The sequence below is a fragment of the Rhodococcus aerolatus genome (assembly GCF_054783215.1).
The window spans coordinates 221,847-242,096 of sequence record NZ_BAAGQZ010000004.1 but is presented as its reverse complement, the minus strand read 5'-3'; the positions used below and the strand labels follow the sequence as shown (position 1 = coordinate 242,096).

The following is a 20,250-nucleotide window of genomic DNA, read 5'->3' as shown; positions in this document are numbered from 1 at the left end:
GTCCCCGATCACCACCGACCGGACGGCCGACGACCACGCCGGCGGCGCCCCCGTGGGCGGGCGCACCACCGGGGACGACGGTGCCGCGGTCCGCGCGGTGCGGGCGCGGGTGGCCCGGCACCTCGTCGGGCGCGAGGCCGAGACCGACCTGCTGCTGGCCGCCGTCGCGGCGGGGCGCGACGTGCTCCTGGAGGGTCCGCCGGGCACGTCGAAGTCGACGCTGCTGCGCGCGATCACCACCGAGTGGGGCGTGCCGCTGGTGTTCGTGGAGGGCAACGCGGACCTCACCCCGGGCCGCCTCGTGGGTTACCACGACCCGGCCCGGGTGCTCCGGGAGGGCTACACCCCGGAGGCGTTCGTCGCGGGCCCGCTGGTGGAGGCGATGCGCTCGGGCGGGTTCCTCTACGTCGAGGAGCTCAACCGCGCCCCCGACGACACCCTGAACACCCTGCTCACCGCCATGGCCGAGCGGAGCCTGGCCGTGCCCCGGGTGGGCACGGTGACCGCGGCGGCGGGGTTCCGGGTGGTGGCGTCGATGAACCCGTTCGACAACGTCGGCACCACCCGGCTCTCCACCTCGGTGCACGACCGGCTGTGCCGGCTCGCGGTCGGCTACCAGGACGCGGCCGCGGAGCGCGGCGTGGTGGTGCGCCGCGCCGGGGAGGTGCCCGCGCGGCTGGTCGCGGACGCCGTCGCGCTGACCCGGGCCACCCGGGAGCGGGACGACGTGCGGCAGGGCAGCAGCGTGCGCGGCGCCATCGACCTCGCGCTCGTCGCCGTCCAGCTGGCCGCGGTCCGCGACGTCGCGCTGCCCGGGGGCCCGGTGCCCGACCCGGACGGCCCGCCGCCGCGGGACCTGCCCGGCGCCTACACCGCCGTGGTGCTCGACGCGCTGCTGCTGGCCCTGTCGGGACGCATCCACCTCGACGAGGCGCTCGAGTCCACCCCCGAGGGGGTGCTGCGCGAGCTGTGGGAGGACCACTTCCTGCTCGGACCCGCCGCGGCCGAGCCGGGTTGAAGAGCGGTCGACGCCGACTCCCCGGTGCGCCGCCGCGCGTCGCGCCCGCCCGGGCCCCGCGGGCTGCGGCCGCTGCGCCGCCGGCCCAAGCAGCTCGACGCCGCGCCGTCGCTGTTCGCCCCCGCGGGCGGCGGCGGGGCCGGGCTGGTCCTGACCGGCAGCCGCGACCGCCGGGGGCGGGGGGCGGACCGGCCCTCCGGCTCGGCGCCGGGGGAGACGGCCGAGGCCGGTGAGCTCGTCGTCGACCTGACCCTCGACGCGGCGCCGGACCCGGTGACGCGCCGGCGTGCCCGGGAGATCGCCCAGCGGCTGACCCTGGCCCGCCCGGCCGCCGACGACCGGCCCCGCCGCGGGGTGGGCGAGCTGACCGCCGCCCGGTGGCGCGGCGGCTCCGACGAGGTCGACCTCGAGGCGACCCTGGAGCACCTGCTGGCCGACCCCCTGCTCACCGCGGACGACGTGGTGGTGCGGGAACGGGTGCGCCCGCGCCGCTCCGTGGTGCTCGTCGTCGACGTGTCGGGGTCGATGCGCGGGGAGCGGGTGCGCACCGCGGCCGCCACCGTCGGCGCGCTGGCCGGGGAGCTGCACCGCGACGCCCTCGCCGTCGTCGCCTTCTGGTCCGACGCCGCCCGGCTGGTGCGCCTCGGCGAGCCCGCGGACCCCCTGGCCGTGGTGGACCTGCTGCTGCGGGTGCCCACCCAGGGGCTGACCAACGTGGCGTTCGCCCTCGAGGTCGCGGCCCGCGAGCTGGCCGGGGTGCCCACCCGGGACGCCCGGGTGCTGCTGCTCTCGGACTGCGTGCACAACGCCGGCCCGGACCCGCGGCTGGTGGCCGGGCGGCTGCCGCGGCTCGACGTGCTGCTCGACACCTCCGGGGAGGACGACGTGGAGCTGGGCCGCGACCTGGCACGGGTCGGCCGGGGGCGCTGCCGCCTCGTGCGCGGGCACCGCGACGTCGCGCCCGCCCTCTCGGCCCTGCTCGCCTGAACCGGCCGCTCCTGCCGGTGCATCGCGCCCGCGCGATGCACCCCGACCGCCCCCAGGACCGCATCGAGCCCGCTGGATGCGGTGGGAGGAGCCGAGGTCAGCCGCCCGCGGCGCCCGACGGCACGGAGACGTCGTTGAACGGCAGCAGCGGGTCGAGCACGGGGAACACCACGAGGAACAGCAGCGCCACCACGCCGAGAAGCAGCACCAGCACGGTGAGCAGCCGCACCGGCAGCGGTCCCGGCAGGTGGCGCCACACCCAGGGGTACACGGCGCTCAGCCCGCCGCGAGCTCGGGCGGCGGCCCGGCCGACTTGGGGGTGCTGCGCACCTCCACGGCGTGGATGATCAGCCGCTGGCTGGCCGAGAACTTCGGCGTGCACGTGGTCAGCGTGAGCAGGTGCGCCTCCCCCCCGGCGGGCGGGGTGGCGGCGACGTCCCCGGGGACGGGCGCGATGACGTCACCGTCCGAGGGCAGCACCACCTGCTGGCCCACCACGGCCTGGTACGGGGCAGGCAGCGGGGCCACGGGGGTCGCGCCGGGCCCGCCGGTGCACCCCGGCCGGGTGCCCGCGCCGGTGGCCCAGCCCGCCACCTCGTCGGCCATCGGCAGCACCCGGTAGACGACGTAGTCGGTGCGCGTCTCGACGACGACCGCGTCGCACGAGCGCAGCAGGTCGAGGTCGTTGAAGGGGGCGCCCTTGCCCACCCGGTGCCCGGCGATGGCGCTGTTGCCGGGGTCCCCGGGCAGCGCCGTGCCCACGTAGTGCCCGGGCCCGGACTCCAGGGTGGTGTCGTCGGTGCCCTCGAGGACGGTGAACTCGAAGTCAGACCCGAAGGCGGGGACGTAGAGCTTGGCGAAGCCCTGGCCCAGCGGCAGGTCGCCGCGCGCGGTGCGCTGGTTACCGGCGGGCACGGTGGGGGCGTCGTCGGCCCAGCGCTGGTCGAGGGCCTGCTGGGCGTCGGCCTGCTTGCCGGCGGAGATGACGTCGGTCCAGTAGACCTCGTAGACCACCAGCAGCAGGCTGACCAGGCCGAGGGTGATGAGCACCTCGCCGACGGCGGAGACGGCGCGGGCACCCCGTCCCGCGGGGGGCGGGGGCGGCGGGCGGTGCCGACCCGCGCGGGTCGCCGTCACCGGCACATCCCCCGGACGGGCGGCCGTCACCGGGGCGCCCCGGCGGCCGCCTCGGTCAGCGCGACGGGCCCGCCGTACGCGGGCACCTCCACCGGACCGGCCGTGACCTCGTAGCCCAGGCCGAAGCGCTGCACGTACTGCCGGTACACCGTGACCCCGCGCTCGGAGTCCAGCGCGGTGCGCAGCCGCTCCGGGTCCCCGATGGCCCGCAGCACGTACGGCGGGCTGTAGGTGCGCCCGTGCAGCAGCAGGGTGTTGCCGATGCACCGGGGGGCCGAGGTGGTGGTGATCCGCTCGTCCTGCACCGACACCGCGTCGGCGCCCCCCGCCCACAGCGCGTTGAGCACGCTCTGCACGTCCTGCTGGTGCACGACGAGATCGTCCGGCGCGGCGTCCGGGGCGTAGCTGCCGTCGCTGCGGCGCGACGCGTCGGTCAGCGACACCGTCAGGCCCGGCCCGCTCAGCGCGGTCAGGCCGGCGGGGCCGCCGAGCTCGGCCGCCACCGCCGCCGCCGCGGCCACGTCGGAGTCGCCGGCCGCGGCCGCGTCGCGCTCGCCGTCCAGCGTGGTGCGCAGCTCCGCGCGCCGGGCCTCGACCTGGTCGACGTCGGCCTGCGCCTGGCGCACCAGGTCCGAGAGCCGGGCGGAGCCGGCCGGGCGCAGGTCGCCCCCGTCGGCCGCCTGCCTCGAGGTGGCGAGCAGCAGGCCCGCCACCAGGCACACGACGGGGACCGCGACGCCCCACCGCGACCGTCCTGCCCGCACCGTCCGCCCCCCTCGAGCCGCACCCCGGCACCACGACGCCGGTGCTCCCGACCTGCAGCGGGACCCCGTCGCGGTGACCCCTCCTACGTTAGCGTGTGGGGGAGCCCGGACCCCGGCTCCGCCGCTCGGACCCCGTCCGGCAGCGCCCGGTCCCCCGGCCCGCACCGCGGGCGCCCCCCCAGTCGCGAGGAAGCCATGCCGAAGTCCAAGGTCCGCAAGAAGCCCGCCTACGCCGGGACGCCGGCCAGCCGCACGCCGGTGAAGGTGGCCGGGCCGTCCAACCCGATCTACGTCGCCGTCATGCTCGGGCTCATGGTCGCCGGGTTGGCGTGGCTGGTCGTGAACTACCTCGCGGGGGACAAGATCGGCTTCATGGGCACGCTGGGCCCGTGGAACTTCCTCATCGGCTTCGGCCTCATGGTGGTCGGCCTGCTCATGACGATGCGCTGGCGCTGAGCCCGCACCGCGCTGAGCAGCACAATCACACCGGTGTCATTCATCCACACTGTGGACAGCTGCTGTGGACAACCCTGATCCCGGGTCGCGCGACGAGGCGGTGCTGACCTGCTCGCCGCGGCCGGGGGAGCTGGCCGTCTCGGCCGCCGGCGGGGTGCTGCTGGCGGTGGTGGCCCTCGTCGCCGTGGCCGAGCCCGCGGGGCGGGTGCTCGTCGGGCTGGCCGCAGTGGGGCTGCTCGGCCTGGCCGCGGTGGGTGCGCTGCGCCGCCCGCGGCTGCACGCGGACGCCGAGGGCCTCGTCGTCCGCGGCCCGCTGCGCACCGTCGCGCTGGCCTGGGTCGACGTCGGCGACGTGCTGCTGCGCCAGCACCGCCGGCTCGGCCGCGAGGTGGGCATGCTCGAGGTCAGCGGGGCCGGCGACAGCGAGGTGCTGCTCGTGCTGGGCCGGCGGGACCTGGGGGTGGACCCGCGCGAGGTGCACCCCGAGCTCAGCCGGCGCCACCTCGCGGCCCTGGCGCGCCGCCGAGCATGAGCAGCGCCACCTCGGTGGTGGTGCCCGCCGGGTCGGGCACCGCGTCGGGGCGGGCGAGGACGACGTGGCTGATGACCAGGCGCACCACGGTGTCGACCGCGGCCGCCACCCGCTCGGGCGTGGCGGCGGGGAAGTGGGCGCGCAGCCACGGGGTCAGCGCGCCGTCGGCCAGCGCGAACGTCGGTGCGGAGCGCGTCGTCAGCTGCGGCAGCAGGCCCGAGGACCCGGCGCCGGAGAGCATGTCGTGCAGCAGCGGCGAGTCCCGGACCGCGGCCAGGCAGTGCTCCAGCGCGGAGCGCAGCACGGCCGTCGGGTCGCCCGGGGTCTCCTCGAGCTCGCGGACCACCCCCGCGACGAAGCGCTCCGTCTCGGCCAGCGCCAGTGCGTCGGCCAGGCCCTGCTTGTCCCCGAACTCCTTGTAGAGCGTCGGGCGCGACACCCCGGTGAGCTCGGCGACCCGGCCCATCCGCACCCCGTCCCAGCCGTGGGTCAGCGTCAGGTCCAGCGCCACGCCGAGGGCCTGCTCGCGCACCTGCCTGCGGTAGCTGGCGCGCAGCGGCTCGACGGTCACCGGCCCAGTGTGGCGCACGGCCGTGCATGCCGTCCTCGTTGACAGATCGGTGTTTTTGTCTCGGGGGTTGACTCAGGTGCGTCTGGTGTCAACACTGTGACCGTCGCCACCCGGGCGGCACGCGTCCACCGGAGGTCGCCGTGACCGACACCCTGAGCACCACCGAGACCGGCGGGACCGACCCCGAGGACCGGGAGGCCTCGCGCGCCGCGTCCGCCGCCGAGCGGGCGGCCCGGCCCTACGACGAGGCCGACCTGTCCTCGGAGGAGTTCTGGGCGCGCACCGCCGCCGAGCGCGAGGTCACCTTCGCCGAGCTCCGCGAGCACCGTCCGGTCAGCTGGCACCGCCCCGTCGAGGAGCGGCTCATGGACGACCCCAACGACCAGGGCTTCTGGGCCGTCACCCGCTACGCCGACCTCGTCGAGGTGACCAAGCGCCACCACGACTTCCTCTCCGGCGAGGGCATCGTCTTCGACTCGGTGCCCCAGGAGCTGCTCGACGCCGGGCAGGGCTTCATCGCCATGGACCAGCCGCGCCACACCCAGGTGCGCCGGCTGCTGACCTCGGCGTTCACCCCGAAGCAGATCCGCCGCATCGACGAGCAGATCCGCGCCAACGCGACCCGCATCGTCGACGACATCGCGGGCAAGGGCGAGGTCGACTTCGTCGCCGAGTGCGCCGCGCTGCTCCCGATGCACAACATCTTCGACATGATGGGCGTCCCCGCCGAGCACCGGTCCGACCTCGCCTACTGGACCCAGTTCGCCGGCGCGTGGAACGACCCCGAGCTGCTGGCCGGCCGCGAGCCGATCGAGGCCATGTTCCAGGCGATGATGTACCAGCGGGAGCTGTCGTCCCAGCTCATCGCCGCCCGCCGGGAGAACCCCACCCCGGACCTGCTCACCGCCCTGGTCGCGGCCGAGGTGGACGGCGAGCAGCTCACCGACGACGACCTGATGAGCTTCTTCAACCTGCTCAACGTGGCGGGCAACGACACCACCCGGCAGTCGGCCAGCCACGCGATGCTGGCGCTCTCGCGCAACCCGGAGCAGAAGCAGTGGCTGCTCGACGACCTCGACGCGCGGCTGCCGGTGGCGATCGAGGAGATGGTCCGCTGGGCCACCCCGATCATGACCTTCCGCCGCACGGCCGCCCGGGACACCGAGCTCAACGGCGTGCGGATCACCGCGGGCGACAAGGTCATCCTGTTCTACGCCTCGGCCAACTGGGACACCGAGGTGTTCGACCACCCGGAGCGGTTCGACCTCGCCCGGCACCCGAACCCGCACATCAGCTTCGGTGGCGGCGGCATCCACCACTGCCTGGGCAACCAGCTCGCCCGTCAGCAGCTCAAGGCGCTGTGGCGCGAGGTGCTGACCCGGCTGCCCGACATCGAGGTGTGCGGCGACCCGGTCTTCACCCGCGGCAACTTCTTCCACGGCATGAGCCACCTGCCGGTACGGTTCACCCCGGCCTGATCCCCCCGACGCGAGGAGCGCTCGTGCGCATCACGTTCGACGAGAACATCTGTGCCTCGATGGGCATGTGCGAAGCCGCGGCCGAGGACATCTTCCGCATCACCGACGAGGGCTACCTCGAGATCCTCGACGAGACCCCGCCCGAGGCGCGGCGCGCCGAGGTCGAGGAGGCCGTGCGCACCTGCCCGACGGGCGCGCTCTCCCTCGAGGGCTGACCCCCCGGGATCCGCGTCCCGCGTTTCGCCCACGTCGCGCGGTCCTGGGCCCGCCTGCACCGGCGGCTCGCCCACATCGCGCGTGGGGCCCGGCCCGGGCTAGACGCCGTACTCGGCCTTGAGCCGCAGCACGGCCACGCCGATGAGCACCAGCGCCAGCACGCCCACCCCGGCAACGCCCGCCCACTGCACCGCCGACCGCCGCGCGCGGGGGGCGTAGACGATCGCCGCCGCGGCCAGCGCACCGGTGACCAGCCCGCCGAGGTGCGCGAACAGCGAGATGCCCGGCACGACGAAGCTGATGACCACATTCAGCCCGATGATCGTCAGCACCGGCCGCGGGCTGCGGCGCAGCTTGAGCAGCACCACCGCGATCGCGCCCATGAGGCCGAACACCGCTCCGGACGCGCCGACGGTCGCGGCCAGGGGATTCTCGAACAGCATCACCGAGGCCGAGCCGCCGAGCAGCGACACCGCGTACACACCCAGGTAGCGGGCCCAGCCGAGCGCGGCCTCGAGGTCACGCCCCAGCACCCACAGCGCCAGCATGTTCACCGCCAGGTGCAGCGGGCCGTAGTGCAGGAACCCGCTGGTGACCACCTGCCACCAGCTGCCCTCGGCCACCAGGATCGGGGCCAGGGAGAGCCGGCCGAAGACCTGCGACGCGTAGTTCGCGGTGACGTTGCCGCCCGCCGCGAGCACCGACAGCACGAACACGAGCACGTTCGCGCCGATCAGGCCGTAGGTGGCGCGCGGGTCCGCCGAGCCCTGCTGCAGCGGGGTGCCGAGGGCGTTGACCGCCGTGCGGCTCTGCGCCCGGCCCTCCGCCACGCACGCGACGCAGTGGAACCCGACCGAGGCCTCGCGCAGGCACTCCGGGCAGGCGGGTCGCCCGCACCGGGTGCACCGCAGGCCGGTCGGCCGGTCCGGGTGACGGAAGCACACCTCGGACACCTGCCCGGGCGAGGTCTGGCCCCAGGCTCCGGTCACGGCCGACCCGCCGTCGTCGTGGTGGCGGTGCTCAGGCCTGCTCCACCGTGACGCGCTCGATGACGACCGGCTCGGTCGGGCGGTCGGACCGGTCGACCGAGGTGGTGCTGATGGCGTCGACGACCCCGCGGGAGTCGGCGTCGGCCACCTCGCCGAAGATCGTGTGCTTGCGGTTGAGGTGCGGGGTCTTGCCGGTGGTGATGAAGAACTGCGAGCCGTTGGTGCCCGGGCCGGCGTTGGCCATGGCCAGCAGGTACGGCCGGTCGAAGGTCAGCTCGGGGTGGAACTCGTCGGCGAACTGGTAGCCGGGCCCGCCGCGGCCGGTGCCCGTGGGGTCGCCGCCCTGGATCATGAAGCCGTCGATGACGCGGTGGAACACCGAGCCGTCGTAGAACGGGCCCTCGGCCGAGTCGGAGGCGTTCTTGGCGCTGTAGTCCTTCGAGCCGTCGGCCAGGCCGGTGAAGTTGGCGACGGTCTTGGGCGCGTGGTTGCCGAACAGCGCGATCACGATGGGGCCGCGGTTGGTGTGCAGCGTCGCGGTCGCGGTGGCGGGGGCAGCGGTCTTGTCCTGGGGTGAGCTCACGGCTCCATCCTGCCACCGGGCGGGTCCGCACGCCGCCGCCGGACCGCGGCGGGCAGGATGGGCGCCCGACGCGTCGGCAGCAGGCACGGGCCGACGCACCCCCGCACCGGAGGAGGACCCGTGGGCAGCACGGTCACCGACGAGCTCGACGCCCGGGGGCTCGCGCGCACCGGGTCCCACCTGGCCCGCCGGGGCGCCTCGCTCGCCGCGACGGCCGCCGCCGGACCCTCCGCCGTCGGGGTGCGGCTGGCCCGGGTGGGCGTCGCCCGGTGGCGGGCGCAGCGCGCGGTGCTGGCCGCGGACACCTCGACCCGGCGGGCCGCGATCGCGGAGACCTCCGGCCCGCGCCGGCGCCGGTGGCCGTGGGTCCTGGGGGTGCTCGTGGCCGCCGGGGGCGTCGCCGCCGTCGCCGCCGTGCTCCGCCCGACGCCGCCGCCCCCACCGGCGGCGCACCCGCCCCGGGTCGACGACCCCGCCCCGGCTGCACCGCCGGAGGGGCCAGGGCCGCAGGCCTGAGCCTCGCTCAGGGCAGGCCGAGCGTGGCGATGACCTGCTCGGCGATGCGCTGCGCCTTGAGCGACTGCTCCTGGTTGGTGGTGACCACCACGGCCGTCGCCCCGTCCGCGACGGCGTAGACGGCCCCGCCGAGGTCCCCGGTGCCGGACCCGCTGCGGCCCCCGGTCCACCCGGCGGGCTCGGACGCCGGGTCGGTGGTGCCCACGGGGGCGGCGCGGTCGACGACGGCCGTCGCCTGGGCGGGACCTGTCGCCCGCAGCACCCACACCGTGAGCTGGGTGCGGCCGTCGAGGCCGGTGAACGCGCACGCGGGCGGGTCGGCGGTGTCGACGAGGGTGCTCAGCACCTTCTGCCCGTTGGTCGAGGCCACGTCGGCGGCCGGCAGGTAGGGGCACTCCCCCTCGACGCCCGGCGACGGGACGGGCGGCGGTGCCGCGTCGACCGTGGTGGTGGGTGCCGCCGTGGTGGGGACGGCAGTGGCCGGTGGGGTGGCCGACGGGGCCGCCGGCGCGGCCGGTGCCGCGGCGCCCGAGGAGCACGCGGCGAGGACGAGAAGGGTGGAGACGAGGGGAATCGAACCCCTAACCCCCGCCTTGCAAAGGCGGTGCTCTGCCAATTGAGCTACGTCCCCGAGCGGGGTGACCCGCCTGACCCGGCGGGAGCCGGCTCGGTGGCCCGGTGCCAGTGGTCGGCCTCCGGGGTGGTCCGGGAGCGGACCAGGACGGCGCCGGCGGCCGCCGCGGCCAGCAGCAGTGCGACCTTCACGCCGTCCACCTCTTCCCGGGTGCGAGTGGGCCTAGGTGGACTTGAACCACCGACCTCTTCCTTATCAGGGAAGCGCTCTAACCGCCTGAGCTATAGGCCCGGGATGCGACGCCAGAGGCTACCGCACCGGGATGACGGCCCCCAAAACGGCTGGTGGGGGCGACGCGGTCAGTCCCGCTCGGTGAGCGTGACCTCGATGCCGCCCGCCAGGTCGGACGACAGGTTGTAGATGAACGAGCCGATCGTGGCCAGGGCCGTGAGCAGCACGATGTTCACCGCGCCGATGACGGCGGCGATGCCGAAGATGCGGCCCGGGCCGATGAGCGGCGCCGCGCTGGCGGTCGGGTCCGAGGAGGTGACGAACTCCGAGAACGTGGAGTTCAGCCGCTCCCAGACCCCCATCGAGTCGAGCACCAGGTACAGCACGCCGACCGCGACCATCCACACCAGGAACATGGCCACTGAGAGGACGAGCGAGAGCTTGAGCGTCGACCACGGGTCGATGTGCTTGAGCTGCAGGCTGGCCCGGCGCGGGCCCTTGCGGGCGGCGCGGGCGACCGTGCTGCGCCGGGCGGGCTCCGGCGACGGGCCGGGCGTGCGGTCGGCGGGGCGCGAGGAGCTGCTCCGGTCGGCCGGCGGCCGCGACGACCGCGGCGTCGACAGGTCGGGCATGTCGGTGGGCACGTCGGTGCGCTTGATCGAGCTGGTGGGCGCGTCCACGACCGCGGTGCCCCGGCCGCGCTGCCAGGGCGGCTGGTCCGCCGACCCCGAGCCGGACGACCCGCTGCTCGACGACCCGCTGCTCGACGACCCCGAGCCGGACGACCCCGTGCTCGAGGACGAACCGGCGCCGGCGGACCCGCCCGCGCGCGACGAGCCCGACCCGGACGGGGCCGGCCCGTCGGGCTGGGCCGGCAGCGTCTGCGTCCGCTCCGCCTCCGACGGGGCGGACGACGGCCGCGGCGCGTTGTAGCGCGCCGCGGCGGTGCCCGTCACGACCGGCCGCGACGCGCGCGACCCGGGGTCCGCGCTGCCGCCGCTGCCGTTCGAGCTGCTCGCGTCGTCACGACCTGGCGTCTGCGGGCTCATCAGCTCTCCTCGGTGGAGGTGTCGGTGCTCTCGGCGGTGGTGGTCTCGGCGTGGTTGCTGTCGGTCTGCGACGCGCTCGTCTCCGTGGTGCCGGGCACGGGCTCCCCGGCCTCGCCCGCCTCGTCGGCGTTGCGCGCGATGGCGAGCAGGGTGTCCCCGTCCCCGAGGTTCATCAGTCGCACACCCTTGGTCTGCCTGCCTGCCTTGCGGACCTCCTTCGCGGTGGTCCGGATGACCCCCCCGCCGGAGGTGATGGCGTAAAGCTCGTCGTCGAGCTCGGCGATGAGCGCCCCGACCAGGGTGCCACGTCGTCGGTCGTACTGGATCGTCAGCACGCCCTTCCCGCCGCGACCCTGCACCGGGTAGTCCTCCATCGCCGTGCGCTTGGCGTACCCGCCGGAGGTGGCGACCAGCAGGAACGTGCCGTCCTTGACCACGTTCAGGCTGAGCAGCCGGTCCTCGCCGTTGAACCGCATCCCCAGCACGCCGGAGGTCGCGCGGCCCATCGGGCGCAGCACCTCGTCGGTGGCCGAGAACCGGATGGACTGGCCCATGGCCGAGACCAGCAGCAGGTCGTCCTCGCCGGAGCAGAGCACGGCGCCGACGAGCTCGTCGCCCTCGCGCAGGTTGACCGCGACGATGCCGCCGGAGCGGTTGGAGTCGAAGTCGGTCAGCCGCGACTTCTTCACCAGGCCGTCGCGGGTGGCCAGCACCAGGTACGGCATGACGCCGTAGTCCTTGATCTGGATGACCTGGGCGATGCGCTCGTCGGGCTGGAACGCCAGCAGGTTCGCCACGTGCTGGCCGCGGGCGGTGCGGTTGGCCTCCGGCAGCTCGTAGGCCTTGGCGCGGTAGACCCGGCCTGCGGTGGTGAAGAACAGGATCCAGTCGTGGGTGGAGCAGACGAAGAACTTGCTGACGATGTCGTCCTGCTTGAGCCCGGCGCCCTGCACGCCCTTGCCGCCGCGCTTCTGCGCCCGGTACAGCTCGGTGCGGGTCCGCTTGGCGTAGCCGGTCTCGGTGATGGTGACGACGACGTCCTCGCGGGCGATGAGGTCCTCCATGGACACGTCACCGTCGGCGGGGATGATCCGGGTGCGCCGGTCGTCGCCGAACTTGTCCACCAGCTCGGTGAGCTCGTCGCGGACGATCTGCCGCTGCCGCTCGGGGCGGGCCAGGATGTCGTTGAGGTCGGCGATCTCGCGCTCGATCTCGGCCAGGATGTCGATGATCCGCTGGCGCTCCAGGGCGGCGAGGCGGCGCAGCTGCATGTCGAGGATGGCCTGCGCCTGCACCTCGTCGATCTCGAGCAGCTCGATGAGGCCGGTGCGGGCGACGTCGACCGTCTCGCTGGCGCGGATGAGCGCGATGACCTCGTCGAGGGCGTCGAGCGCCTTGACCAGGCCGCGGTAGATGTGGGCGCGCTCCTCGGCCTTGCGCAGCCGGTAGCGGGTGCGCCGCACGATGACGTCGAGCTGGTGGCGGACGTAGAGCCGGACCATCTGGTCCAGCCGCAGGGTGCGCGGCACCCCGTCGACGATGGAGAGGTTGTTGACCCCGAAGCTCGTCTGCAGCTGGGTGTGCTTGTAGAGGTTGGCCAGCACGACCTTGGCCACCGCGTCGCGCTTGAGGGTGAGCACGATCCGCATGCCCACGCGGTCCGAGGACTCGTCGTGGATGTCGGAGATGCCGGCGATCTTGCCGTCGCGCAGCTGCTCGGCGATGTTGGTGACGAGGTTGTCGGGGTTCACCTGGTACGGCAGCTCGGTGGCGACGATGGTGGTGCGGCCGCGGGCGTCCTCCTCGACCTCCACCACGCCGCGCATCCGGATGGACCCGCGGCCGGTGGCGTAGGCGTCGCGGATCCCGTCGGAGCCCACGATCAGCCCGGAGGTGGGGAAGTCGGGGCCCTTGACCCGCTCCATGCAGGCGGCCAGGGTCGCCTCGTCGTCGGCCTCGTAGTTGTCCAGCGCCCACAGCACCGCGTCGGCGACCTCGCGCAGGTTGTGCGGCGGCATGTTCGTCGCCATGCCCACCGCGATGCCGCCCGAGCCGTTGACCAGCAGGTTCGGGAACCGGCTGGGCAGCACGTCGGGCTCCTGGGTGCGCCCGTCGTAGTTGGCCGAGAAGTCGACGGTCTCCTCGTCGATGTCGCGCAGCATCTCCATGGCCAGCGGGGTGAGCCGGCACTCGGTGTAGCGCATGGCCGCGGCGGGGTCGTTGCCCGCGGAGCCGAAGTTGCCCTGCCCGTCGATGAGCGGGTAGCGCAGCGACCACGGCTGGGCCATCCGCACCAGGGTGTCGTAGATCGCCGAGTCACCGTGCGGGTGGTAGTTGCCCATCACCTCGCCGACGACGCGGCTGGACTTCACGTAGCCGCGGTCGGGCCGGAAGCCGGAGTCGTACATCGCGTAGAGCACGCGGCGGTGCACCGGCTTGAGGCCGTCGCGGACCTCGGGCAGCGCCCGGCCGACGATGACGCTCATCGCGTAGTCGATGTAGCTGCGCTGCATCTCCTGCTGGATGTCGACCGGCTCGATGCGGTCGCCGGCCGGCGTCCCCCCGTCGGGGGGCAGCGTGGTGTCGGTCATGAAGCCCTCCGGGCCTGTGTGTGATTACTGCAGCCATGTGGCGAGGTGTCGTTCACAGCGACGCAACCCTCAGACGTCGAGGAAGCGGACGTCCTTGGCGTTGCGGGTGATGAAGCTGCGGCGCGCCTCGACGTCCTCGCCCATGAGGACGCTGAACAGCTCGTCGGCCATGGCCGCGTCGTCGAGGGTGACCTGGCGCAGGATGCGGTGCGCCGGGTCCATCGTGGTCTCCCACAGCTCCTTGGCGTTCATCTCGCCGAGGCCCTTGTAGCGCTGCACGCCGTCGTCCTTGTTGATCTTGCGGCCCGCGGCCACCCCCGCCTCGACGACGGCGTCGCGCTCGCGGTCGGAGTAGACGAAGTCCGGGGCCACGCCCTTGCCGCTCCACTTGATCTTGTACAGCGGCGGGGCAGCGAGGTAGACGTGCCCGCGCTCGACGAGCGGGCGCATGAAGCGGAACAGCAGGGTGAGCAGCAGCGTCGAGATGTGCTGGCCGTCCACGTCGGCGTCCGCCATGAGGACGATCTTGTGGTAGCGCAGCTTGGCGATGTCGAACTCGTCGTGGATGCCGGTGCCCAGCGCGGTGATGATGGCCTGGACCTCGGTGTTCTTCAGCACCCGGTCGATGCGCGCCTTCTCGACGTTGATGATCTTGCCGCGCAGCGGGAGGATCGCCTGGAACATCGAGTCGCGCCCGGACTTGGCCGAGCCGCCGGCCGAGTCGCCCTCGACGACGTAGATCTCCGAGCGCGACGGGTCGTTGCTGCGGCAGTCGCTGAGCTTGCCGGGCAGGCCGCCGATGTCGGTTGCGGACTTGCGCCGGACCAGCTCGCGGGCCTTGCGCGCGGCGAGGCGGGCCTGCGAGCTCGACACCGCCTTGTTGATGATGATCTTGGCGTCGGTCGGGTGCTGCTCGAACCAGTCGGTGAGGTGCTCGTTGCAGGTCTTCTGCACGAACGACTTCACCTCGGTGTTGCCGAGCTTGGTCTTGGTCTGGCCCTCGAACTGCGGCTCGGCCACCCGGACGCTGATGACGGCGGCGAGGCCCTCGCGGATGTCGTCGCCGGTGAGCGAGCCGTCCTTCTCCTTGATGAGCTTCTTCTCGCGCGCGTACTTGTTCACCGTGGTGGTGAGCGCGGTGCGGAAGCCCTCCTCGTGGGTGCCGCCCTCGTGGGTGTTGATGGTGTTGGCGAAGGTGTGGACCGACTCGGAGTAGCCCGAGTTCCACTGCATCGCGACCTCGACCTCGTGGCCGGTGCCGACGCCGGTGAACCCGACGATCGACGAGTGGATGGCCTGCTTCGTCTTGTTGATGTGGGCGACGTAGTCCTCGAGGCCGCCCGGGTAGTGGTACGTGCGGCTGGTGACGCGGGCCTCGTCCCCGTCGGTGGCCATCTCGGCGTCGGCGTCCTGCTCGGCCTGGGTCACCCGCTCGTCGGTCAGCGTGATGGTCAGGCCCTTGTTGAGGAAGGCCATCTCCTGCAGCCGGCGCGAGACCGTCTCGAGGTTGTACTCGGTGGTCTCGAAGATCTCCGGGTCCGCCCAGAACCGGGTGGTGGTGCCGGTGGCCGAGGTGCTGCCCTCGTGGACCAGCTCCTCCGGCTTGGCGTGCAGGTAGGTCTGCGACCAGTGGTCGCCGTCGCGGCGGACCTCGACCTCGAGCCGGGACGACAGCGCGTTGACCACCGAGACACCGACGCCGTGCAGCCCGCCGGAGACGGCGTAGGAGTCGGAGTCGAACTTGCCGCCGGCGTGCAGCACGGTGAGGACGACCTCGAGGGTGGGTCGCTTCTCCGTCGGGTGCATGTCGACGGGGATGCCGCGGCCGTCGTCGACGACCTGCACCCCGCCGTCGCGCAGCAGCGTCACCTCGACCGTGGTGGCGTGCCCGGCCATCGCCTCGTCGACGGAGTTGTCGACGACCTCCCACACCAGGTGGTGCAGCCCCCGCTCCCCGGTCGAGCCGATGTACATGCCGGGGCGCTTGCGGACCGCGTCCAGACCCTCGAGGACGGTGATCGACGACGCGCCGTAGGCGTTCTCGGGCTTCTTCTTGGCCACCACTGGGGTTCGCTGTCTCCTCGCCGCGCCGGTGGGCCCGGGCGCACGGGTGCGCCCAGGCCCTGGACTGTGCTTCCCATCCTACTCACCCGACGGCCCCGGAGACCCGCCTGGCGGGGCCGTGTGGCGCTGAACGCGAGCGGGCCCGGGAGGGATCGTGCCCCGCGGTGCCGGGCGAGGTCTCCGGGCGGCTCAGCCGCCAGGTGTCCCGGCTCCCGGCCGCAGGTGCCGTGGCTCCTAGCCGTAGGTGTCGCGGGGCCCGCGCCCCCGGACGTGGCGCTCCCCGAACCGCCAGCTGGGCCCGCTCGGCCCGGTGACCGTGACGGAGGTGACGACGCCGCGGCCCACCCCGGCCTCGATGCGGGCGAGGATCTCGCGCCGCATCGTCCGCAGCTGGGTGGCCCACGCGGTGGACTCCGCGGCGAGCACGAGCACGTGGTCGGTCAGCGAGACGGGCCGGGCGTGCGCGGCCACCTCGGGCCCGACGATCGACTCCCACCGGCCGAGCACGGCCCCGGCGGCGACCTGCTCCGACCAGCCCCGGCGGCGCACCAGCGAGGCCGCGACCTGCGAGAACAGCTGGGGGTCACGGTCGTCGGCCCCGGGGCCGGACCAGCCGCGGCGGCGCCGGCCGGTGCGCAGCGGGCGCCGGGGTGACGCCCCGCCGCGCCCTACCGCCTGGCCCCGGGCCTGGGCGGCGGAGCGGGCCTGCTCCAGGGCGCGGCGGGCCAGGTCGACCCCGCGCAGCGGCTCCCCGTCCGCGCCGGTGGTGTCGCCGGTCACCGCTGTGGGTGACGACGTGACCGATCCAGACGCCGCGTCCCGATCCATCTCGTCCACATCCCCGCGTGCTGCCGGAGACGGGTTGTCCACAGCGTCCACAGGTCCGTCCACACCCCGGGGTCCCCCGGCGTGACCCGCGTCGCGGTCCTGGTCCCGCCGTCCGGTCACGGCGCGTCACCACCCTCGTGCGACTCGTGGGCGCCGACCGCCGCGGGACCGCCCGCGCGGACGACGCGGCCGCCGCCGACGTCGAACCGGGCCCCACCCAGCTCGGCGGGCACGTCCTCGGCCACCGCAGCCGTCACCAGCACCTGCTCCACCCCCGCGGCGACCCCGGCCAGCGCGGTGCGCCGGGCGCGGTCGAGCTCGGCGAAGACGTCGTCGAGGACGAGGACCGGGTCGGTGCCGTCGGTGCGCTGCAGCTCGAGGCTGCCCAGCCGCAGCGCCAGCGCCACCGACCACCCCTCGCCGTGGCTGGCGTACCCCTTCACCGGGTGCGCGCCGAGCCCCAGCTCGAGGTCGTCGCGGTGCGGGCCCAGCAGGCACACCCCGCGCTCGAGCTCCTGGCGGCGCACCTTGGCCAGGCCGTCGAGCAGCAGCACCTCGAGCAGGCCGACGTCGGCCGGGCCCGCCCCGGGGGCCGTCATCTCCGCGGGCAGGTCCTCGCCCAGGCTGCTGCGGTAGGCCAGCCGCACGGGACCCGAGCCCGGGGCGACCCGGGCGTGCGCCTCGACGACGTGCGGGGCCAGCTCGGCCAGCAGGTCCAGCCGGCCCGCCAGCAGCGCCGCCCCGTGCGCGGCCAGGTGGCCGTCCCACACCTCGAGGGTGCTCGCGGCGTGCTCGTCCTCCCGGCCACCGCGGCCCCGGGCGCCGCGCAGCGCCGCGCCGGCCGTCTTGAGCAGGGCCGAGCGCTGCCGCAGCACCCGTTCGTAGTCCGCGCGCACCGCGGCCAGGCGGGGCCGGCGGCTGGACATGAGCTCGTCGAGGAAGCGGCGGCGCTCGCCGGGGTCGCCGCGGACCAGCGCGAGGTCCTCGGGGGCGAACACCACGCAGCGCAGGATGCCCAGCAGCTCCCGGGCGCGGGTCAGCGGGGAGCGGTTGACGCGGGCCTTGTTCGCCCGCCCGGGCAGCAGGTCGACCTCGAGGGCCAGCTCGCGCCCGGCGTTGACCACGGCCGCGCGCACGTGCGCCGACTCCGCCCCGGCGCGGACCAGCGGCGCGTCGGCTGCGACCCGGTGCGAGGCCAGGGTGGCCAGGTAGCCGACGGCCTCGACGAGGTTGGTCTTGCCCTGCCCGTTGGACCCCACGAGCACGTTCACCCCGGGGTCGAGGTCGAGCTCGGCGCGCGGCCAGGAGCGGAAGTCGGTGACGCCGAGGTGGCGGACGTGCACGCCTAGCCCGACGCGGCCGGAGCCGGGTCGCCACCGGCGGTGTCGCCCCCGGTGCTGCCGGCCCCGGACGTGGGGCCCGCGTGGTGAACGTCGTGCCCGCCGAACTGGTTGCGCAGCGCGGCCACGGCCTTCATCGTCGGCGACTCGTCCTGCCGGGAGGCGAAGCGGGCGAACAGCGCCGCGGAGATGACGGGCACCGGCACGGAGTGGTTGATCGCCTCCTCGACGGTCCACCGGCCCTCCCCGGAGTCGGCCGTCCACCCGGTGATCTTCTCCAGGCCCGGGTCCTTCGTCACCGCGGCGACGAGCAGGTCGAGCAGCCACGACCGCACCACGGTGCCCCGGGTCCACGCCTGCAGCACGGCGGGCACGTCGGCGACCAGCGGCTCGGCGCTGAGCAGCTCGTAGCCCTCGGCGTAGGCGGCCATGAGCCCGTACTCGATGCCGTTGTGGACCATCTTGGAGAAGTGCCCGGCGCCGACCTCCCCGGCGTGGGCGAACCCCTCCTCGCGCGGGCCCTCGGGGCGCAGCGCGTCGAACACGGGCATCGCGCGCTCGACGTCGGCCGCCGACCCGCCGCACATCAGGCCGTACCCGTTCTCCAGGCCCCACACCCCGCCGGAGACGCCGCAGTCCATGAACCCGATGCCCTTCGCGTCGAGCAGCGCGGCGTGCGGGCCGTCCTCGGAGAAGCGGGAGTTGCCGCCGTCGATGACGAGGTCCCCCTCGGAGAGCACCTCGGACAGGCCGACGACGGTCTCGTGGGTGATCTCGCCGGACGGCACCATCACCCACACCACGCGCGGGGCGTCGAGCGCCGCGGCGAGGCCGGCCAGGTCGGGGACGTCGGTGACCTCGGGGCGGGGGTCGTACCCCACGACGTCGATGCCGCCGCGGCGCAGCCGCTCGCGCATGTTGCCGCCCATCTTGCCCAGTCCGACCATGCCGATCTGCACGTGCGTCTCCTTCTCGGGGTCGGGCGGGTCCGGGGGGCGGGCCGGTCAGCCGGGGAGGCGGACGGGCATGAGCAGGTAGGTGTAGTCGGTCTGCGGCGCGGGGTAGGGGCCGTCGCCGCTGGGCGGGGTCTCCTCCGCCGCGGCCGGGCGCAGCACCGCGGGCCGGCTGGGGGTGGTGAAGCCCAGGGTGACCCGCTCGCTGCGCAGCGAGGAGAGCCCGTCGAGCAGGTAGGACGGGTTGAACGCGATGGTGAGCGGGTCCCCGGTGAAGTCCGCGGGCAGCTCCTCCTCGGCGCGGCCCTCGTCGTCCCCGCCGGCGGCCAGCCGCAGCCCGTCGGCCGAGAACTCCAGGCGCACCTGGGCCCCGCGCTCGGCGACGATCTGCACGCGCTTGATCGACTCGACCAGCGGGGCGACGTCGACGGTGGCCACCGCGGTGTGCTCGGCCGGCAGCAGCTGGCGGAACTTGGGGAACTCCGCGTCGAGCAGCCGGGTGGTGGTGCGCCGGCCCGAGCCGGTGAGGCCGAGCAGGCCGTCCCCGGTGCCCAGGGCCAGGTGGACGTCACCGGTGCCGGACAGCGTCTTGGCCGACTCGGCCAGCGTGCGCGACGGCACGAGGACCTGCGCGCTGGTGGTGGTGTCGTCGGGGTTCCAGGCGAAGGTGCGGACCGCCAGGCGGAACCGGTCGGTGGCAGCGAGGACCACCTGCTCGCCCTCGATCTCGACGCGCACCCCGGTGAGCATGGGCAGCGTGTCGTCGCGGCCGGCGGCGACGGCGACCTGGGCGACGGCCTCGGCGAACACCTCGCCGGGCAGCGAGCCGGTGCCGCCGGGCATGGCGGGCAGCTGGGGGTAGTCCTCGACGGGCATCGTCGGCAGCGTGAAGCGGGCGCTGCCGCAGACGATCGTGGCGCGGGTGCCGTCGACGGTGACGTCGACCGGCTTGTTCGGCAGGGCGCGGGTGATGTCGGCGAGCAGCTTGCCGGAGACCAGGACGCGGCCCCCGTCGGCGACCTCCGCGGCGACGCCGACCTGGGCGGAGACCTCGTAGTCGAACCCCGACACGGTCAGGCCGGCCGCGCCGGACCCGTCGTCGTCCCCCGTGCCCGCGGCCAGCAGGACCCCACCGAGCACCGGGACGGGGGGACGCGACGGGAGGCTGCGCGCCACCCAGGCGACGGCGTCGGCGAGCTCGTCGCGGGCGACCCGGAACTTCATCGGCAGGGCTCCATGTTCGCGGGTCGTCCTCTCGCATCACCACACCGGCGGCTCGCACGGCCCGCCCACCGTAGAGCCTGCCGCCGACGATCCGCACCCCTGTCCCGGAGCGGCCGGAGGCGCTCGGACGGGGTTGTGCACACACCGGA

General features: G+C 74.5%; 23 protein-coding genes and 2 tRNA genes. 8 read left to right on the top strand and 17 right to left on the bottom strand.

Annotated features, from left to right (window positions below):
* Positions 1 to 52: 52 nt before the first annotated feature.
* Positions 53 to 1,018 carry an AAA family ATPase gene (locus ACYVOF_RS02805; protein WP_460863981.1) on the top strand — a complete coding sequence of 322 codons (966 nt, stop codon included), beginning with the start codon at positions 53 to 55 and terminating at the stop codon, positions 1,016 to 1,018.
* Positions 1,019 to 1,042: 24 nt separating this feature from the next.
* Positions 1,043 to 2,005, top strand: coding sequence for a vWA domain-containing protein (locus tag ACYVOF_RS02800; protein ID WP_460863980.1), 963 nt, complete (start codon positions 1,043 to 1,045; stop codon positions 2,003 to 2,005).
* Between the two features lie 97 nt (positions 2,006 to 2,102).
* Here the strand turns inward: ACYVOF_RS02800 and ACYVOF_RS02795 are convergent, their stop codons facing one another.
* From ACYVOF_RS02795 to ACYVOF_RS02785, 3 genes are read right to left on the bottom strand one after another with little or no spacing between them, the layout of a single operon-like run.
* The gene (locus ACYVOF_RS02795) at positions 2,103 to 2,276 is read right to left on the bottom strand and encodes a hypothetical protein (RefSeq protein ID WP_460863979.1); all 174 of its coding nucleotides are present in this window, start codon (positions 2,274 to 2,276) and stop codon (positions 2,103 to 2,105) included.
* Between the two features lie 5 nt (positions 2,277 to 2,281).
* Positions 2,282 to 3,142: a class E sortase gene (locus ACYVOF_RS02790; protein ID WP_460863978.1), complete on the bottom strand. Its 861-nt coding sequence runs from the start codon at positions 3,140 to 3,142 to the stop codon at positions 2,282 to 2,284.
* A 26-nt stretch (positions 3,143 to 3,168) separates the two neighbouring features.
* Complete coding sequence (locus ACYVOF_RS02785) at positions 3,169 to 3,906, bottom strand: DUF881 domain-containing protein (protein ID WP_460863977.1); 738 nt, start codon at positions 3,904 to 3,906, stop codon at positions 3,169 to 3,171.
* Between the two features lie 195 nt (positions 3,907 to 4,101).
* On the opposite strand from ACYVOF_RS02785, the gene crgA reads away from it, so the two are divergent.
* Positions 4,102 to 4,362 (top strand): cell division protein CrgA, encoded by a 261-nt coding sequence (gene crgA / locus ACYVOF_RS02780; protein WP_460863976.1) that lies wholly within the window; start codon positions 4,102 to 4,104, stop codon positions 4,360 to 4,362.
* A gap of 64 nt (positions 4,363 to 4,426) precedes the next feature.
* A complete protein-coding gene (locus tag ACYVOF_RS02775; RefSeq protein WP_460863975.1) occupies positions 4,427 to 4,894 on the top strand; it encodes a PH domain-containing protein in 468 nt (155 codons plus the stop codon).
* Here ACYVOF_RS02775 and ACYVOF_RS02770 read toward each other — a convergent pair.
* The gene (locus ACYVOF_RS02770; RefSeq protein ID WP_460863974.1) at positions 4,851 to 5,465 is read right to left on the bottom strand and encodes a TetR/AcrR family transcriptional regulator; all 615 of its coding nucleotides are present in this window, start codon (positions 5,463 to 5,465) and stop codon (positions 4,851 to 4,853) included. The genes ACYVOF_RS02775 and ACYVOF_RS02770 overlap by 44 nt on opposite strands.
* Before the next feature lie 152 nt (positions 5,466 to 5,617).
* Between ACYVOF_RS02770 and ACYVOF_RS02765 the strand changes: the two genes are divergently transcribed.
* Positions 5,618 to 6,943: a cytochrome P450 gene (locus ACYVOF_RS02765; protein WP_460864099.1), complete on the top strand. Its 1,326-nt coding sequence runs from the start codon at positions 5,618 to 5,620 to the stop codon at positions 6,941 to 6,943.
* A gap of 23 nt (positions 6,944 to 6,966) precedes the next feature.
* The gene (locus ACYVOF_RS02760) at positions 6,967 to 7,158 is read left to right on the top strand and encodes a ferredoxin (protein WP_460863973.1); all 192 of its coding nucleotides are present in this window, start codon (positions 6,967 to 6,969) and stop codon (positions 7,156 to 7,158) included.
* A gap of 99 nt (positions 7,159 to 7,257) precedes the next feature.
* On the opposite strand, the gene ACYVOF_RS02755 is transcribed toward ACYVOF_RS02760, so the two are convergent.
* Both ACYVOF_RS02755 and ACYVOF_RS02750 read right to left on the bottom strand, forming a co-directional pair.
* On the bottom strand, positions 7,258 to 8,148 hold the full coding sequence (locus ACYVOF_RS02755; protein ID WP_460863972.1) for a rhomboid family intramembrane serine protease: 891 nt from the start codon (positions 8,146 to 8,148) through the stop codon (positions 7,258 to 7,260).
* Positions 8,149 to 8,179: 31 nt separating this feature from the next.
* Positions 8,180 to 8,731, bottom strand: coding sequence for a peptidylprolyl isomerase (locus ACYVOF_RS02750; protein ID WP_460863971.1), 552 nt, complete (start codon positions 8,729 to 8,731; stop codon positions 8,180 to 8,182).
* Positions 8,732 to 8,851: 120 nt separating this feature from the next.
* Between ACYVOF_RS02750 and ACYVOF_RS02745 the strand changes: the two genes are divergently transcribed.
* Entirely contained in the window at positions 8,852 to 9,247 is a 396-nt protein-coding gene (locus ACYVOF_RS02745; RefSeq protein WP_460863970.1) for a hypothetical protein, read from the top strand.
* A gap of 7 nt (positions 9,248 to 9,254) precedes the next feature.
* On the opposite strand, the gene ACYVOF_RS02740 is transcribed toward ACYVOF_RS02745, so the two are convergent.
* From ACYVOF_RS02740 to ACYVOF_RS02720, 5 genes are all read right to left on the bottom strand, one after another.
* Positions 9,255 to 9,821, bottom strand: a complete 567-nt coding sequence (locus ACYVOF_RS02740; protein WP_460864098.1) for a DUF2020 domain-containing protein — start codon at positions 9,819 to 9,821, stop codon at positions 9,255 to 9,257.
* A tRNA-Ala gene (locus ACYVOF_RS02735) sits at positions 9,806 to 9,878 on the bottom strand. The genes ACYVOF_RS02740 and ACYVOF_RS02735 overlap by 16 nt, the downstream gene beginning before the upstream one ends.
* On the bottom strand, positions 9,869 to 10,012 hold the full coding sequence (locus tag ACYVOF_RS02730) for a DLW-39 family protein (RefSeq protein WP_460863969.1): 144 nt from the start codon (positions 10,010 to 10,012) through the stop codon (positions 9,869 to 9,871). The genes ACYVOF_RS02735 and ACYVOF_RS02730 overlap by 10 nt, the downstream gene beginning before the upstream one ends.
* A 26-nt stretch (positions 10,013 to 10,038) precedes the next feature.
* Positions 10,039 to 10,112 (bottom strand) — tRNA-Ile (locus ACYVOF_RS02725).
* A gap of 68 nt (positions 10,113 to 10,180) precedes the next feature.
* Positions 10,181 to 10,732 (bottom strand): DUF3566 domain-containing protein, encoded by a 552-nt coding sequence (locus tag ACYVOF_RS02720; RefSeq protein ID WP_460863968.1) that lies wholly within the window; start codon positions 10,730 to 10,732, stop codon positions 10,181 to 10,183.
* On the opposite strand from ACYVOF_RS02720, the gene ACYVOF_RS02715 reads away from it, so the two are divergent.
* A complete protein-coding gene (locus tag ACYVOF_RS02715) occupies positions 10,719 to 10,985 on the top strand; it encodes a hypothetical protein (RefSeq protein ID WP_460863967.1) in 267 nt (88 codons plus the stop codon). The genes ACYVOF_RS02720 and ACYVOF_RS02715 overlap by 14 nt on opposite strands.
* A 115-nt stretch (positions 10,986 to 11,100) precedes the next feature.
* On the opposite strand, the gene gyrA is transcribed toward ACYVOF_RS02715, so the two are convergent.
* The 6 genes from gyrA to dnaN form a co-directional block, all read right to left on the bottom strand.
* On the bottom strand, positions 11,101 to 13,692 hold the full coding sequence (gyrA, locus tag ACYVOF_RS02710; protein ID WP_460863966.1) for a DNA gyrase subunit A: 2,592 nt from the start codon (positions 13,690 to 13,692) through the stop codon (positions 11,101 to 11,103).
* A 69-nt stretch (positions 13,693 to 13,761) separates the two neighbouring features.
* Entirely contained in the window at positions 13,762 to 15,756 is a 1,995-nt protein-coding gene (gene gyrB / locus ACYVOF_RS02705; RefSeq protein WP_460863965.1) for a DNA topoisomerase (ATP-hydrolyzing) subunit B, read from the bottom strand.
* 234 nt (positions 15,757 to 15,990) lie between these two features.
* The gene (locus ACYVOF_RS02700) at positions 15,991 to 16,536 is read right to left on the bottom strand and encodes a DUF721 family protein (protein WP_460863964.1); all 546 of its coding nucleotides are present in this window, start codon (positions 16,534 to 16,536) and stop codon (positions 15,991 to 15,993) included.
* A 164-nt stretch (positions 16,537 to 16,700) separates the two neighbouring features.
* Entirely contained in the window at positions 16,701 to 17,927 is a 1,227-nt protein-coding gene (gene recF, locus ACYVOF_RS02695) for a DNA replication/repair protein RecF (RefSeq protein ID WP_460863963.1), read from the bottom strand.
* A gap of 2 nt (positions 17,928 to 17,929) precedes the next feature.
* On the bottom strand, positions 17,930 to 18,883 hold the full coding sequence (gene gnd, locus ACYVOF_RS02690; RefSeq protein ID WP_460863962.1) for a phosphogluconate dehydrogenase (NAD(+)-dependent, decarboxylating): 954 nt from the start codon (positions 18,881 to 18,883) through the stop codon (positions 17,930 to 17,932).
* Between the two features lie 45 nt (positions 18,884 to 18,928).
* Complete coding sequence (dnaN, locus tag ACYVOF_RS02685) at positions 18,929 to 20,101, bottom strand: DNA polymerase III subunit beta (RefSeq protein ID WP_460863961.1); 1,173 nt, start codon at positions 20,099 to 20,101, stop codon at positions 18,929 to 18,931.
* Positions 20,102 to 20,250 lie beyond the last annotated feature (149 nt).